21 protein-coding genes are annotated in these 14879 nt (G+C 31.1%); all 21 read right to left on the minus strand.

Going from position 1 to position 14879, the window contains the following annotated elements; translation table 11 throughout:
• Positions 1 to 290: 290 nt before the first annotated feature.
• From IO99_RS19355 to IO99_RS13150, 21 genes are read right to left on the minus strand one after another with little or no spacing between them, the layout of a single operon-like run.
• Positions 291 to 443 carry a hypothetical protein gene (locus IO99_RS19355; RefSeq protein WP_198028590.1) on the minus strand — a complete coding sequence of 51 codons (153 nt, stop codon included), beginning with the start codon at positions 441 to 443 and terminating at the stop codon, positions 291 to 293.
• Positions 444 to 502: 59 nt separating this feature from the next.
• Positions 503 to 829: a hypothetical protein gene (locus tag IO99_RS13060; protein ID WP_051824109.1), complete on the minus strand. Its 327-nt coding sequence runs from the start codon at positions 827 to 829 to the stop codon at positions 503 to 505.
• A 13-nt stretch (positions 830 to 842) separates the two neighbouring features.
• Positions 843 to 2402 carry a hypothetical protein gene (locus IO99_RS13065; protein WP_035134145.1) on the minus strand — a complete coding sequence of 520 codons (1560 nt, stop codon included), beginning with the start codon at positions 2400 to 2402 and terminating at the stop codon, positions 843 to 845.
• Positions 2402 to 2944, minus strand: a complete 543-nt coding sequence (locus IO99_RS13070; protein ID WP_051824110.1) for a putative phage tail protein — start codon at positions 2942 to 2944, stop codon at positions 2402 to 2404. The genes IO99_RS13065 and IO99_RS13070 overlap by 1 nt, the downstream gene beginning before the upstream one ends.
• The gene (locus tag IO99_RS13075; RefSeq protein ID WP_035134153.1) at positions 2937 to 3980 is read right to left on the minus strand and encodes a baseplate J/gp47 family protein; all 1044 of its coding nucleotides are present in this window, start codon (positions 3978 to 3980) and stop codon (positions 2937 to 2939) included. The genes IO99_RS13070 and IO99_RS13075 overlap by 8 nt, the downstream gene beginning before the upstream one ends.
• Positions 3980 to 4417, minus strand: coding sequence for a DUF2634 domain-containing protein (locus tag IO99_RS13080; RefSeq protein ID WP_051824112.1), 438 nt, complete (start codon positions 4415 to 4417; stop codon positions 3980 to 3982). The genes IO99_RS13075 and IO99_RS13080 overlap by 1 nt, the downstream gene beginning before the upstream one ends.
• Before the next feature lie 2 nt (positions 4418 to 4419).
• The gene (locus IO99_RS13085) at positions 4420 to 4659 is read right to left on the minus strand and encodes a hypothetical protein (RefSeq protein WP_035134162.1); all 240 of its coding nucleotides are present in this window, start codon (positions 4657 to 4659) and stop codon (positions 4420 to 4422) included.
• Between the two features lie 2 nt (positions 4660 to 4661).
• Complete coding sequence (locus IO99_RS13090; RefSeq protein ID WP_035134163.1) at positions 4662 to 5561, minus strand: XkdQ/YqbQ family protein; 900 nt, start codon at positions 5559 to 5561, stop codon at positions 4662 to 4664.
• A complete protein-coding gene (locus tag IO99_RS13095; protein ID WP_035134165.1) occupies positions 5554 to 5979 on the minus strand; it encodes a hypothetical protein in 426 nt (141 codons plus the stop codon). Before IO99_RS13095 ends, IO99_RS13090 begins: the two co-directional genes overlap by 8 nt.
• 12 nt (positions 5980 to 5991) lie before the next feature.
• Complete coding sequence (locus IO99_RS18480; RefSeq protein WP_051824120.1) at positions 5992 to 7935, minus strand: phage tail tape measure protein; 1944 nt, start codon at positions 7933 to 7935, stop codon at positions 5992 to 5994.
• The gene (locus tag IO99_RS19360; protein ID WP_198028591.1) at positions 7919 to 8074 is read right to left on the minus strand and encodes a hypothetical protein; all 156 of its coding nucleotides are present in this window, start codon (positions 8072 to 8074) and stop codon (positions 7919 to 7921) included. Before IO99_RS19360 ends, IO99_RS18480 begins: the two co-directional genes overlap by 17 nt.
• 23 nt (positions 8075 to 8097) lie before the next feature.
• Positions 8098 to 8655: a hypothetical protein gene (locus IO99_RS13105; RefSeq protein WP_051824121.1), complete on the minus strand. Its 558-nt coding sequence runs from the start codon at positions 8653 to 8655 to the stop codon at positions 8098 to 8100.
• Between the two features lie 44 nt (positions 8656 to 8699).
• Positions 8700 to 9125, minus strand: a complete 426-nt coding sequence (locus tag IO99_RS13110) for a phage tail tube protein (protein WP_035134169.1) — start codon at positions 9123 to 9125, stop codon at positions 8700 to 8702.
• Positions 9126 to 9136: 11 nt separating this feature from the next.
• A complete protein-coding gene (locus IO99_RS13115; protein ID WP_035134174.1) occupies positions 9137 to 10216 on the minus strand; it encodes a phage tail sheath C-terminal domain-containing protein in 1080 nt (359 codons plus the stop codon).
• Between the two features lie 12 nt (positions 10217 to 10228).
• Positions 10229 to 10672, minus strand: coding sequence for a phage tail terminator family protein (locus IO99_RS13120; RefSeq protein ID WP_035134179.1), 444 nt, complete (start codon positions 10670 to 10672; stop codon positions 10229 to 10231).
• Between the two features lies 1 nt (position 10673).
• The gene (locus IO99_RS13125; RefSeq protein ID WP_035134181.1) at positions 10674 to 11102 is read right to left on the minus strand and encodes a hypothetical protein; all 429 of its coding nucleotides are present in this window, start codon (positions 11100 to 11102) and stop codon (positions 10674 to 10676) included.
• The gene (locus IO99_RS13130) at positions 11103 to 11432 is read right to left on the minus strand and encodes a phage head closure protein (RefSeq protein ID WP_035134183.1); all 330 of its coding nucleotides are present in this window, start codon (positions 11430 to 11432) and stop codon (positions 11103 to 11105) included.
• A complete protein-coding gene (locus IO99_RS13135; RefSeq protein ID WP_035134185.1) occupies positions 11429 to 11710 on the minus strand; it encodes a head-tail connector protein in 282 nt (93 codons plus the stop codon). The genes IO99_RS13130 and IO99_RS13135 overlap by 4 nt, the downstream gene beginning before the upstream one ends.
• A gap of 49 nt (positions 11711 to 11759) precedes the next feature.
• Complete coding sequence (locus tag IO99_RS13140) at positions 11760 to 12977, minus strand: phage major capsid protein (RefSeq protein WP_035134186.1); 1218 nt, start codon at positions 12975 to 12977, stop codon at positions 11760 to 11762.
• Positions 12977 to 13708: a head maturation protease, ClpP-related gene (locus tag IO99_RS13145; protein ID WP_051824122.1), complete on the minus strand. Its 732-nt coding sequence runs from the start codon at positions 13706 to 13708 to the stop codon at positions 12977 to 12979. The genes IO99_RS13140 and IO99_RS13145 overlap by 1 nt, the downstream gene beginning before the upstream one ends.
• The gene (locus IO99_RS13150; RefSeq protein WP_035134188.1) at positions 13708 to 14865 is read right to left on the minus strand and encodes a phage portal protein; all 1158 of its coding nucleotides are present in this window, start codon (positions 14863 to 14865) and stop codon (positions 13708 to 13710) included. The genes IO99_RS13145 and IO99_RS13150 overlap by 1 nt, the downstream gene beginning before the upstream one ends.
• Positions 14866 to 14879 lie beyond the last annotated feature (14 nt).

A 14879-nucleotide genomic window follows, 5' to 3' on the forward strand; every position in this document is an offset into this window, starting at 1 on the left:
AAAATATTAAAATAAGTATATTTATTTAATATTTTTAGCATACTATAAGTAAAGAGGTAAATAAAAAACACTATACAGATATAGCATTCTTTATTTCATCTCTGCATAAATGGTCCTATACTATTAATTTTATGTCATGATATTATTATTTGCATGGGGCCATTTTTTATGCGCCTATTTTTAAAAAATGTTTTTATTATTCCTCAATTGACATTTATTTAATTTACAAAATAAAAAAAGAGGCTAGATTTCTCTAATCTCTTAAGATCTATTTAGTTCACAATATAATTCTATTGTGTCATTACACCGACTTCTATTAGCACCTCTTTTACACACTCTTGTAGATTTAAAAGTTTAGGTACTTGTTCGTAAGTATAAGTGCCATTCATTATAAGTGTCACCCACACCTTCACACATCCTGAATCTTTGTTAAAACTAAACATAATATACACTCTCCTTTTTATATAATTAATTATTTTGAACATAAAAATAACACCTAACTTTAAACTGTCGGTGTTGTCATTGTTGCTATTAATGTTGTTAATTCTGCATTAGATTTTTCTAAAGATGCTATTCTTTCTAGTGCTAGTTCCATATCTGTTTTAGGTGTTGGAACACTGTCTACATACTCATAATATAAGCTTTTAGTAGTTGGGTTATATTTTAAGATTGCATCTTTACCCTCTATCTTTTCAGGAACAGGTTCAGACTCAAGAACTAACCCTGTCTGTTCTAGTTCCTCCCTGGTCTTTCCTAAGCCATCTTTTGCATCAAATGGTTTGAGGTGAGTTATTCCAACCTCATTGTTTACAATTTCAACGTATATCATATTGTATACCTCCTTAAAGTACTATTTGATAATAAGTGTTATTGTCTATATCACAGATTACAGTTATATCTCCATACAGAGCTGTGAACATTGCATCTCGCACCTGTAATCCAAATGCAAAAGTACCATTATCATAACCTGCATATCCTTTATCTTTTAAAGATATAGCATCACAAATTTCATAATTATTATTTAAGTCTAGTGCTGTGAGTACTACTTGGGAAAAGTTTGTGCTACTACCTGTATAATAGTCCGAACTAGTGTTAACCCACAATAGACTATGCTTCTTATCATAGAACACGATTTCTTGGAAATACCTACCTACTTTATAGCCTTTGGGGTTACTCAATGTCACTGTGTTTGCTGCATAAGATACAAGGCTAAAGTTAGCTAAATTATATTTATATAAGCTAATAGTAGTGCTGGTGCTTTGGTCTGTTATTACATATAAATACGTGCCGTCTGAGTAGAGCCCTCTTTTATTGGTGGTGTATACTCCTCCACCTGCACTTAATTTTTTAGTAGTCATAGACAATGTTGTAAGACTAATCTCATATAGGTCTGTAGTCTTACCACCATCCGTACCTATGATATAAATACAGTTATTGGCTTCACAGTAGAACCTATACCTGTTCAGTGTAGAATTTATAGATGTGTACATGTTACCTTGTTTAAAACTCACCTTGCTTAAATCGGATAGAGCTACTTTATTATACTCACTTCCAATACCTTCCCTATACGCACTATAATATATATAGTCTTTATCGGCATATAGCGTTTTAGGCGCATAGTTAAATGTAGCCACAGGTGCTTCAATTATAGTCCTGTATGCGAATGTTGTTAAATCTACCTCATAAATTCCGTGTTTAACAGCTTGTTGAGTATCACTGAGCCCAGTAATTTCAAAATATACTTTTGAACCATCCGTAGAATACGTTATATTTTTAATATTAGCGGTGGCTCCTACTAGATTTAGAGTTGACACTGTTTTCAAATTTAACTTTACTAATATCTCATAGCTTTTCTTCACCTTAGAGTATTTGCATATATTTACAAACCCCTTCATTCCCTCGGTTTCTATGAGTATATCGTTGAAAAATGAATTATCTGATGCTCTGTACAAAGATGCACGAGTAGGTATAGTACCTAAAGGTACTGCATAAGCTCCTTCTAAGCCTAATGCTCCACCTCCAGCAACACCACTAGCTATAAAAAAATTGCTACCTACCCTCACAAGTTTAGTCGGAATGTTTATCTTTAATACATCTTTTTCTATGGGCTTTCCTTCTCTGTCCAGTATAGGTACACTGTTAAGAGTTGCACCTGCTAAATTATTAATGTGAGGTACTATTGTAACCTCTGTCATGTTAGTAGGAATAGTTGCAATGTAATCTAAACTCGTTCCTGTTGTTGTTATTGGTGTAAGGTCTGTGTATTTCACTTTCTCACCCAATTGTTCATTAGCTTTTTTTAATTCTGTATCTGCAATATCCATATTATAATTAAGATCATCTACATTAACATTGTCATTGTTTTCTGGCTTTTTAAATCCATAATTAGTTGTCAGCTGCATTAAATCACATCCTCTCTAAGCTGATTCCATGTTTTATTAATAGCTCCACCCCAAGTTAATCCACTAACCATATCCCAAGTATTATAAGTGAATTCATATATTACAGCTAAATGTGCTGGTTTAATTTCATCTATTGCTGCCTTTAAATCATCTATGTTTGGTGGTACTCCCTTATTACTTATAAACTTAATAATAAAGCTATAGGATGGATTATCTTCTATTACATCCACAATCCCATTATTATAACTCTCTGCAACCTCTTTAATTAGCTTTACAGTAATAGTACCTTGACCTCTTAGTTTGCTTAATATTCGGCTACGCCTATACTCTACGTTATAATTATTATTTACATCTATACCTAATTCTTTTTCCCATCTTTCCAAACTAAAATCAGCACTATCTATAAAAAATTGATTTAATACATCATTTAACTTAGACTTAAAAAAGGTTAGTTCTATAGCATTTGCATTATTAAGATCATCTAGAACTTTAGATGTCTTGTAATATTTAGGCATATAAGAAAAGAGTGTGTTCTTATCCAAGAGTCACACCCCCTAAGACTGCTACTTTTATATCTTCTATACTTATATTCGCAGTACCATTATTGACTTGTAAGTTAGAATAATCCAAAACACCAGGAGTATCAAAAATAATATTACCTATTTTCGCATAACTCACATAACTTTCTTTGAATGCAATACTCTTGAAGTATATTACTAAGTTATCTTCAATACTACTTTTCACAGCTTCTTCAGTGTAGTTATTTGTATCTATTACTAAAATAACTGAGATATTTATAACCTTCTCTGTAGCACTCTCTACTATCACTGTTGCTCCTATAGGTCTTACTTCTTCAATATGTGTATAAACTTCATTGATTAAACCTGTATCAGCTTCACGCTTATTAGAATTTATAATTACTACTTTCACTGTTCCTGGACCATTGGCAAGAGGAAATACTCTGGCATCTCCTACTCCTGTTACTTCTTTACTCCAATTAAGGTAGTGCCATTTGTTGCCGGATGTAGCAGGTGTCTGAATTTTAGTATAGTATCTTTCTCTTAAGCTCTCATCTGTTTCTTCTTCGTAGCCATTAGTAAATGTAGCTATATTAGTTACTGTTTGAAGTCCTTCTAACGTCTTCGGAAAATACTTAATAGCACCTACAGGAACATTACCTATAATTCCATATTGCTCACATTCTACAGATACATTAATAGTTTTTTCAGTTGGAATAACCTTATCTTCAAGAAAAATAAAATTAACATTATCACTTGCAACCATCTCGCCTTTAGATATTACTGCACCTACAAGTCCAGTTACAACAACCTCACCTTTTGCTTTAGTTGATAATTTTCTATTTATACCTTGTTCATATACAATTCGATCTAAATCATTTCCTGTAGCAGTATCTGCAAAGCCTTTATTCAATATGCTTTCAAGCTCTATATATGCTTTTTCAATCTCAATCGATATCGGCTTTTCTATATCATAGAAAAATGAACCTTCGCTCTTGTCATATCCATCACTTATATTACTAAGCAGTCTTTGCTGTATAACTTCCTTACTATCTGCCATTAAAACCTCACCTCCTGACCTACTGACCCATAAACACTATTAACAGTAAAGTTCACTACTAACGTTCTTTTATCTCTACTAAAACTGAATTCATCTACATTTATTATCTCTACATTCTTTTCTAATGTTTCAGTTACAGTACGTTGTATTTCTGCTTGTATATATATTTGTTGATGTCCACTATTTATAAGTTCTAATAGAGTTATTCCATATTCATCTATTTCTCCAGTTTCGTAAATCTTAAACTTAAACTTTTCTGTTTTTAATATTTTTTCTATCCAAACTTTAAGAGCTTCTATCCCCTCAATTTCTATTAACTTACCATCTCTAAGAATAAAATCTCCTATTTTGAAGTCAAATAAAAAAGACTTACCTGGAGCAGTCTTGTTTTCTTCATCTTTTATATTATTCAATTGTGGCTCATAGATTGGAAACACAACTACACCACCTTATCCACTATAAAATATTTCTGCTCGTCTGCAGTTGGAATACATAATACATTATCGTCTATTTCTACACTTATTCTACTACAGACATACATTTTTGATATTATTACTTTACCATCAAAAATTGAAATTCTTAGAGGATTTACTCCGATTACTTTCCCTATTACTGGGCCATATGGAGTTGAATTAGTTCTCTTTTTAAATTCCTTCGCTAGATCTACATCCCAACCCATAATTACCACTCCAATTCTATCGTTACATTGTGCTTATTATTAGAAAGAGTATGATTAGCACTTTTTATCTTATCCCAACCCTTTAGTTTATTAGCTACATTTAACTCTATTAATCTATTTGCTCTAATAGTTTCTGCATTTTTTATTCCTAACAGATTTATGCTAGTACTTTTAATTGCCTTGTTATATTGCTTTAACAAGTTCCTAGCTATATTTTTAGCTTGTGCTCTATTCTTTTCTTCTACAGATTCTATCTTTTGTAATAACCCAAACTTATTAATATTATTTTTATCTTGTATAGTAGCATATATAGATTTATTGCTTTCTTCACTACTTACAATTAATATTTTATTTTTCATTTCTTCTATACTGCTCTCTATTGTAATATCACTGCCTATAATAACCTTAGGCTTAATCCTCATGTCTTGCAGCCTTTTTACAACAAGAGTATTAATGTTCATTTCTTTGAAGTATTTTATCCCCTGGTCCTCTTCAGCCTGTTTTAGTATATCTTCTATGATATCATTTATAGATTGCTTATATATTTTATTAATTGTAGTAGGTATATTAACTATCTCGCTACTAATACCATATTCTTTTAGTAGGGAGGTTATAGCAGAGCTAGCCTTAATCCCATTGAATTGTTTTATAACTTCATTTTTAAAATAGAAACTATAATCCATTGCTGTATAATTATAAGAAAATTTACTTTCACTCTTTTTAATAATAATCCCTCTAAAATATTCTTTATTATTAATTAAAAAGCTAATTATAGAACCTTCTGTAAGATTAACAAGACTATCGAAGGTTACTTGCATACCCAAAGTATCTGTATCACTGCTCCAACTAATATTATTAGATTTAGCAAGTATATTCATTCCATTGAAAATAACTCTATACATTTCTATACTCCTTGAAACTAACATTGTAGTTTACTACATCATTTTCTTCTTTCCATGTCATAGATTCTACGCTTACTAGTACATTTATTAAATTTGTAGGTATGGTAGGATTAGGATTTCTGTTAATAATCAACCTTACAGGTTTTTTCTTTGACATAGAGGCATGCATAAGATTAATTATTTTATATGCCCCTATATTACTTTTAGAAAATGAATATTTACTTGGAGTAATAGGCAACTTACCTTCTAACCCAAACTCCAATAAATTCATATCTCCTATAATGTTAAAATCACCATTACTATAACTTTCAAATACTTCATTTTTAGAAGTTCTATTAAATTCTGGAAAAGTTGACGGGAGCCATGAAAATTGATACACATTTTTACCATCATGACTCCCTATGAATATATCAGCCATTCTAACCCCTCCTTACATATTACCTAGTGCTGATAACACCTTATTTGACACTACATTTCCTACATAGTTAGCATACTCTTCGTTTCCTATAACATTACCTTGAATAGTTATATACACAGCTACTCCGCCTTTTAACATTTTTTCTGATTTATCTGCTGGAATCACTTGTGATCCATTAGGTAAGTTTACTATTTCTCCACCTTTTTCATTTATCTGTGCCAACCCGCCTTTGAAATATTGAGTACCTAGTGCAAAGTTAGGTATCGTTGGAATATTAACACCGAACGTTTTTCCACCAAATTCAGGTACCCAATCTGGAATAGATACACTTATAGTATTAAGTTTAGATATAACCCAATTTATAGCGTCTATTATTAAGTTTAGAGGTGCTTTTGCTATGCCTACAAGGCTATTAAATATACCTCTAAATATCTCTTTTACACCTTCCCAAGCTTGACTCCAATTACCTGTAAATACACCTACTACAAAATCTATAACTCCACCAAAAAACGTTATTACACCTTCAATAACACTTTTTATACTATTAAATGCATTTGTAACTATATTTGCTATTACAGGAAAAACTGTTTGAAATATAACTCCAAATACACTGGCTAGCCATGTTCCAAATGGTACTAGTACATTTTGCCATATTATAGTTATTAACTCCCACAGTTTTTGTAAAAAAGGAAGAATGTTAGTTGTAAACCAATTACCTATAGCTTGTAGTATCGGAGGTAGTACACTAGCTAACCATGAAGCGAAACCCTTTAATTTTTCGAATAACCCGTCTATAAAGTTTCTAAATGTTTCACTTTTTTTATATAGGATTATACCTATTGCGATTAATGCTCCTATAGCTGCCGCAACCAAAAATATAGGATTACTTAATATTGTTGTACCAGCCTTCAAACTTTTAAAAGCCTTTTTAAGACCACTTACAGCACTTGTAACTTTTGTTATTATCATAAAAGCTCCAAATGCACTAGCTACTCCTATAATAATAGGTTTTATCCATTCCATATTATTTCCTAACCATCTAAATATACTTCCTATCTTAGAAAATCCACTTTGGATTTTAGGAATGATTTTTGCCATTATTCCTTCTATATTCACTTTAGTTATGAAATCATTTATTTTACCAAATAATTTTTCTAGTGGAGGAATAGCATTAGCCATTATCTTAGCTCCAAGGGTTTGAAAATTGAGTTTCAATGTCCTAAGACTATTTGCAAAACTTTTATTTGTTTTCGCATAGTCTCCTTGTGAATCGGCTGTATTTTCCATAAGATATTGATATCTTAATGTAGTTTGTTCAGCTTGAGACATCTCTTTCCAGGCTTTGTTTACGCCTTTGCTGAGTGCGAAAGCCTCCATATTAGCAACACTCATATTTACGCCCAAGGCCTTCATAGGCTCTGTTTCACCGCTTATTGCACTCTTAAGTTTTTCAAACGCTTCATCTGGCTCTAGGTTGTAAAATGAAGCCATATCTCCAGCTAATCCAGTAAGGCCTGTAGACATTTCTGTCAATTTACCTCCAGCAAGTCCACTTGACTTCATAATAGCACCTAAAGTACCACTATATTTCTTTGCCTGTAATTCACTTATACCAAATTTAGAACTTGTAGTTTTCGCAAAATCATCTATTTTTTTTGCCATATTACCAAAAGTTGTATCAACTACGTTTTGTACCTCGCCTAAGTCACTGGCTAACATTAAGCTATCCTTAGCAAAAGTTGCTAGTCCAATACCACCGATTAAACCTGTAACTTTTGCAGCTGTACTAGAAAATGCACCTGTTATTCCTTTTTTCATCTTTGCAGCTTGATTCTCTGCTTGTCTTATTTGCCTCTGAAACTTTTTAGTACTTTGACTAGTTTTACTAATTGTTTTGCTGAAATTATCCTTCAAGTTTAAAATAGTGTTTATAACTTTACTAGCTATTTGCTCCACCTCCTAAAACTATCTTGATAAATTTTCCTAGCTCGTTCCAATATTGCTCTCTTGCACAATGTAGAAATACTTTCTCTGAAGAGCTTAATTCTGCTAAATCATTTAATTCTTGACCTCTTACAGCATAAAAAGCATACATATTAAAATCTACATCATGCTCTATTAGTTTTTTACTTTTTCTACCTTATCACCCATGTCTATAAAGTCCATAAGTTCTTCGCCTATTTCCATAATGTCATTCAAATCAAATATCTTGCTTACAGTATCGAATGGATCTACAACTTCGATTTCTTTTTGTAATTCTACATCTTGTAACATTGGACAGCATAAATAGATAAGCTTCTTAAATCCTGGTACCATCTCACTTACTTTTAAATCTCCATTAGATACTCCCATTTCATCTATTATTTCTAAAAGAGTTTCTTCCTTAGGCTTTTTAAAAACTAAGGTTGCATCCATGCTCTCAACATAAATCTCTCTAACTTTAAATTGATCTTCCTCTTTTTTAATTTTCTTAGCTATTAAATCTTTAAACGTTGCTTTCTTCGAATTTTCTCTACTCATAACTACCTCCATAAGTTCAATTGTCTTTAATATTTTTATCTTTAAATCAATTGGTATATTTTTATTTATAATAACTAATTTTGCTAATCCTATTGTTGTATTTATTAGTTTTGCTTCTACACTCATTTGATTCCTTTTACTTTTTAAAAATTTCATACAACTCTTCTCCTAAAATAAAAAGCACCCCGAAGGATGCTTAATTATATAGTTTCTAATACATCATACTTACTAAATTTTAAAGGGAGTTCTTCTTCTATTAATGCCTTTGCTTCAAATTTAGCTAACATAAATTCTGTTATTGTAACATCACTGACTGCAACTCTCTCAGATTTACCTGTGGATTTATCTGTAAGTTTCGTAATAATTTTTATATCCGGCATAACTCCACTTATATAAGCATCACCTATAAGCTCCAATATTGTACTATCTATCTTTTGAAGTGTCATTGTCCCTTCTCCAGTGAAACCTGTATATCTACTATAAGTGCTATTATCCCCACAAAAATTCAAATCTTCAAAGTTACCTGTTACTTTTAGTTCAATTGACTTTAATTGTGATAACAACTTACCATTTACCCAGACATTACCACTTGATCCCGTAAGAACTCTATTCACGTTAACGCCCATTTCTACACCTCCTAAAACATTGAGATATTAAATCTAAGGTTTTCCATAGCACCTAAAATTTTAACATCTCCGCCTAAGTATACATTTCTTTTAAAAGTAGTATTTCTTACTTTTGTATCATTCCAAGCTTCTGCCTCAGGCTTAATTTTAACCCAAGCAGCTCTCTGTGTTACTACATCAACATCAGAATAGTTTTTATAGTTTAAATCTAATATATCTTCCTTAGCTAGACTGCTAAAATAAGTATTTACAGCACTTATGAATAAAACTTGATTATCTAAATTATTTTTATATTTACCGATATAATCATTTTTAAAGGTATTTCTTATATCGTCTGTAATTAAATCCATAGTTTCTACGGTGTCTATATATCTCATATCTTCACTATTAACGTCTGTAAATGTAGTTAAACTATTTATGCCTAATCCAACTTTTACATTATCGAAATCATTTATAAGAATGAATTTACCTAGATTTAGTGAATCATTATTGTCGGCTACTTCTTCAACTTTTGCTAAGTTTTCACACACAAAGTAAGTTGTGCCCTTTTCAATATTGCATGAAGCAATTATGCCAAGTAGGGAAGGTAAATACTTATCTCCTGTTTTCTCCGCTCTTGCATCCTTAAAAACAACATTCGCATTGGTAAAATTAACTATATGCTTACAATCTGGTGCAGTAGCATTATAAACTATCGCTTTGTATGTTTCTCCATTAGATTCCTTATCCTTAATCCAATTAACTATTGCTGTATAATCATCCGCAATCCCAACTGTAGTTATCCATCCAGTTTTAACTGTCTTTTCAACTATACTAAGAGCATCAACCATAGTTTCAGTTGTACTAACTCTAATTACAACGACCTTTGTCACTTGAAAACTCAAAGTATCTAAGATATATTGATAATTTTCACTAGTATAAAGTGTCTTTTCTTTCTCTAGTTCCTTCAAATTCTTATATTCTTTACTTGTAAAAGATGTGTCTGTATCATCCTTTACTATAAGTATTGCAATTCCTCTTTCACTTCTTTTTATGAAATTACTCGCTAATTGCTTGAAAATAATTTCAATATTAGGTAATGTTATTGTCATTATCTCACCTTCCTATATATTTATTTTTAAAATCTCCATAGGCTCACTAATATCTGTATCTGGTAATAGCTCTATAGAATATAAATTAAAGCTAGAAATAAGCACTGTGTCACTAACTTCACTTTCAACTTCCTCTATTGGAATATAAAAACTTTCAGTAACTTGTAAATCCTCTAAAAAAGCAGTTTCTATTAAGTCTTGCATTTTAGAGTTATCCATTTTGTACTTATTCCTATCTTTTGCAAAAAAATAAACCCTACAAGTAAGGTTTTTCTCTCTACAATTACTATTAAACTTGCCATTAGTAGAATTCTCAATTGCAACCTTAAGACTTGGTCTTACTATTGGTTCTGAAATATCCTCTGCAAGTAATGGCACTGAACTAAACTCAGTGCCTTTTAATGCTTCTTTAATTTTTTTATTAATTGCTTTATTAATTTCTAATAGAGTTATCATTTTATAACCCCTTTTCTAACACATCATCTATAAAGTCTTCAACATCATTATAATATTGACTTTCAAATGTTTTCCTTGCACCTTCCATGAAATTAAACCCTGGAATGAATTTTTCTTCTCCCTTTTGCCCTTTATGAGGTTTCCATATAAAGCCTTTATCTAATAAATGTGCATGTGGACTACTATTAAATGCTCTAGCACTCCATGCCCCATTAAATTTATAAGCTTTCCCGGATTTAAACCCTTTTAATAAATTTCCTGTTTCTTCTCCTATGCCCTTGCTTTTATAAACACTTTTATTTTTTCTATTTAATTTATTCGCTTCACTTCTTATAAATTTTTTAGATTCCTTGGGCATTTTTTCATTAGCTAACTTTACTAAACTTTCTCCAAAATCTGTTAATTGGTTAATATCAAACATATCAGCCATTTATTCCACCACTTCCTCACAGAATATTTCTAAAGTTTCATTTTTGAAATAAGGATTAAGAATATATTTAATATCAAACCTTTTATTATTATATATAATGTACATATCATTAGTTAGATCCTTCGCTGATTCAAATCTTATTATTATCTTATGTGTGACATTTGCTAGAATTGTGTTTGCTTGCTGATTTTGTAATTTACCTGTTTGTGGCCTCATCTCAGCCCAAACCGTCCTAAGTTTATCCCATTGAAAGTCTACTTCATCTAACTGATTTTCAACTTCTAATTTGCAATAAATATCTATTCTCTTATTTAAAGAACTTATCCTCATATCTGCACTTCCTCAGTATATTCTTTAGATAAACATAAATGATTTTTTAACATTTCATATGACTTACTATATCTCTCAGCTTCTTTATCATCTGTGCTATACTCAGCTTTACAATATATTTTAACTGCTCTGAAGATTAAACTATCTGCCTCAGTTATCTTTTCTCCAATCACTCCACTAAGTTGTAAATCAGCTTTAGCAGCATCTATAGTTTCTTGTATATCCATATCTAAGTCAGAACTATCAATTCTTAATGCAAGTTTTATTTTAGTTAACATCTAGCTCCCTCCTCAAATTTAATAATAAAGGAGGGTTATCCCCTCCAAATTAAACATTTTTCTTAGTTATAGTAACTAATGAATTCTTATCTATAACTTTGCCATCAACTAACATAATAGCTTTAGTGATTTGATCATCTGTATCATTATCCTCATAGTTCTTTATAGTCATATTAAGATTAGTATTTAATACATAATCTTTCATATTAAATAATGCTATAGGAATTATATCTTCTGTAGGTGCAGCTATATAATTATCCATATAATCATTTAAAATAACTGTTCTACCTAGAAGGATTCTTTCAGGCTTTCCTGTAATCCCATAATTAACTTTACCTACAGGTTGACCATTAGTGTCTTTTATAGTTGAGTACGCCATAAATGTTTTTTTAGTCATTAACCACACAGTTCCATTGTCATAAGCTAAAGGTAAAGCTGCTTCTGCTCCTTCTAAATGTTCTAGCTTAGGTTTTTCAGCCTTTGCAACGTCAATATTTTGCCCTTCTGCTACTGTTTCTGTTAATATACCTTGGGGTTGATTAGTTCCATCGCCATTTATAATTGCTTTTTCTATTGCTTTGGTCATAGCTTCAACAACATTGTTAATTAATGTTTGCTCAAAGATTGGTAATGCCATTGTATCAACTTCTAAGCTATTAGATACTGCACATCTTAGCTTGAAATATCCAAAATCTATATAAGATACTGTTTTCTTTTGTTTGTCACTTGTATCTCCTTCTGCTACCCAAGTCGCAACTGGTTTTAAGCTAGAAGTAGGTACTTTAACTCCACCTTTTATATTTGTTCTAGTTACTAATGGAAGTATCATTCCTGTCGCTTCCATCTTCTCGACTATCTTACTTAGAACTGTTTCTGGGATTAATACACCTACATCACTAGTTTTAGTTGGACCTACAGCATTACTAAATTCTTTTGGCATAGCTTCTTTTCTAACAACATAATTCATAAATGCTTTTCTATATTCAATAGAGTTAGTTAGATCATCATTTGAATTAGCTTCACTTATTTTATCTATTACAGTTCCAGCTATTGAACCATTAGATAATGCAGCTATATTTGATATTTTGGTATTATCTTTTAGAGCATTCAAATTTGCTAAAGCCTTTGCTTCATTTTCAAACTTATTGTCTAAGTTTTCTATTTCTTTAATCTTAGCTTGCCCATCTTCTAACTGCCCTTCATTAATTAATTTTTCTGCTTCTGTATAAAGCCCATTTCTTAATTCTAAATATTTTTCTTTTTCCATTAAATATTCCTCCTCAAATTTAAAAGCTGTAATTTTGCTTTGTTTTTCTGTAATAAAAAATCATCCTCGTTCTTATGAACTGGATGATTAATAACTGGATTATAATCCTTAAATTTTTTCAATAAATTATTGTCTAGCTTTCCTACACTATTACAAAAAGTAGTAGCATTATTTTTCAATGAATTAAGTAAATTTTTATCTACTTTTTCATCAGAATACATTATTTCATCTACTAAACCTAATCTTAAAGCTTCATCAGCAGTAAGCCATGTTTCTGCATCCATAAGCTTATATGCTTCATCTTCACTCATTCCTGTTTTTAAGATATAAGCATTAGCAGTAGTTTTATTTGCTTTCTTCAAAACTTCTACGCTATGCTCCATATCTCTATAATCTCCACTTGTTGAGGTTGATACATTGTGTATCATTATTTCTGCTAATGGAGACATTTTACACTTTCTAGCCATAGCAATAACACTTGTTATACTTGCACATAGTCCACGTATTTCTATTGTTACTTCTCCATTATAATCTTTTAACTCATTGTAGATTTCAAAACCTGAAAATATTTCTCCACCACCACTATTAATTTTAACAGTGACCGGTTGACCATTTGCACTTCTTAATGCTTTTGTTATTTGATTTGGTGATGTAACTTGAATACCATACCATTCATATAGCCATTCTTTACCACTTGGCACAATCTCACCTTTTATGTCAATGTATATCATTATTCTTCACCCCCTTTCCCTATTGCAACAGTATCTAATCTCCTAAGTGGCTTGTCACCATCTGCAACTGGAGGTAAATTAAGAACTTCTCTCCACTCGTTAGGTGTCAATGCTCCTCTATCAACCATTGCTTGTAATCCTAATTTAGTTGACATTGAAGCATATTGAAGATTGTTAGCTGTATAAATTATCTTATTTCCAAAACCTCTCTCTCGCCTTGTAAATAACTTTCTAGTATCCTCATTGCTCCATTGCATAGCTAACGGTTCAATTTCAGCTTCATAATAGGCATTCCATTCATCTTCATTAAATTTACTTTGTACTATTTTTTCGTTAGTATTGAAAAATGAATAAATTCTTTGAGTTGTCCTGTCTATTACTGCAGCGTTAGGAACATAATCTTTAGGATCTATCTGTTGAGCATCAGCTTTACTATCTACTCCAGCAGCTCCAACATTATTGTTAACATCTAAAAAGTTTTTAACAAAATCTTTTGTTTGCTTATCAATATCTTCTGTTCTCATATTGGCATTAAATTTTAATAGCCATCTTATAATTCCACTATTTTTAATAGCTTTTACTATACCTTGGTCTGTAGTACTAACTACCTCCATGAGTGGTAAGAGTGCTTCTCTAGGACTATCTCCAAATATGTCATTCTCATTAATATCCTGCCTTAAATGAATAATATTTGAATAAGGATATGTTATTATTTTCCCATTTCTATTAGTGAACTTAAGAAACAAATCTCCATCTTGATTATATATAGCTTCAACTCCAACACAAGGTATATTGTACATTTCTACTGGATAACCATTACTGTCTTTAACTAATAATGCAAATGCATTGTTATTAAGTGCTAATTGTGTAGCCATTTTTTCTCTAAAAACTTGACCTGACATATATGGATTAGGCTCTTCATATAAAAATCTTATATAAGGATCTGGATTAACTTTAAATCCTTCTACACCGTTATTCCTAATATGTTGTGGTATAAGTTTACCTATAGCTTTTATCTTAGGTCTTATGCAAGCTCTAACTACATCAGATTTATATATACTTCCACTCCATGCATAAAACCCATTACCCCTATCTTCTATCATTTCAAATCTAGTTTTAGAGATATTCCTATTGAATAAATTATTGAAAAATCCCACTTTCTCACCTCCTC

Source organism: Clostridium sulfidigenes, from assembly GCF_000732635.1.
Taxonomy (GTDB): Bacteria; Bacillota; Clostridia; order Clostridiales; family Clostridiaceae; genus Clostridium_J; species Clostridium_J sulfidigenes.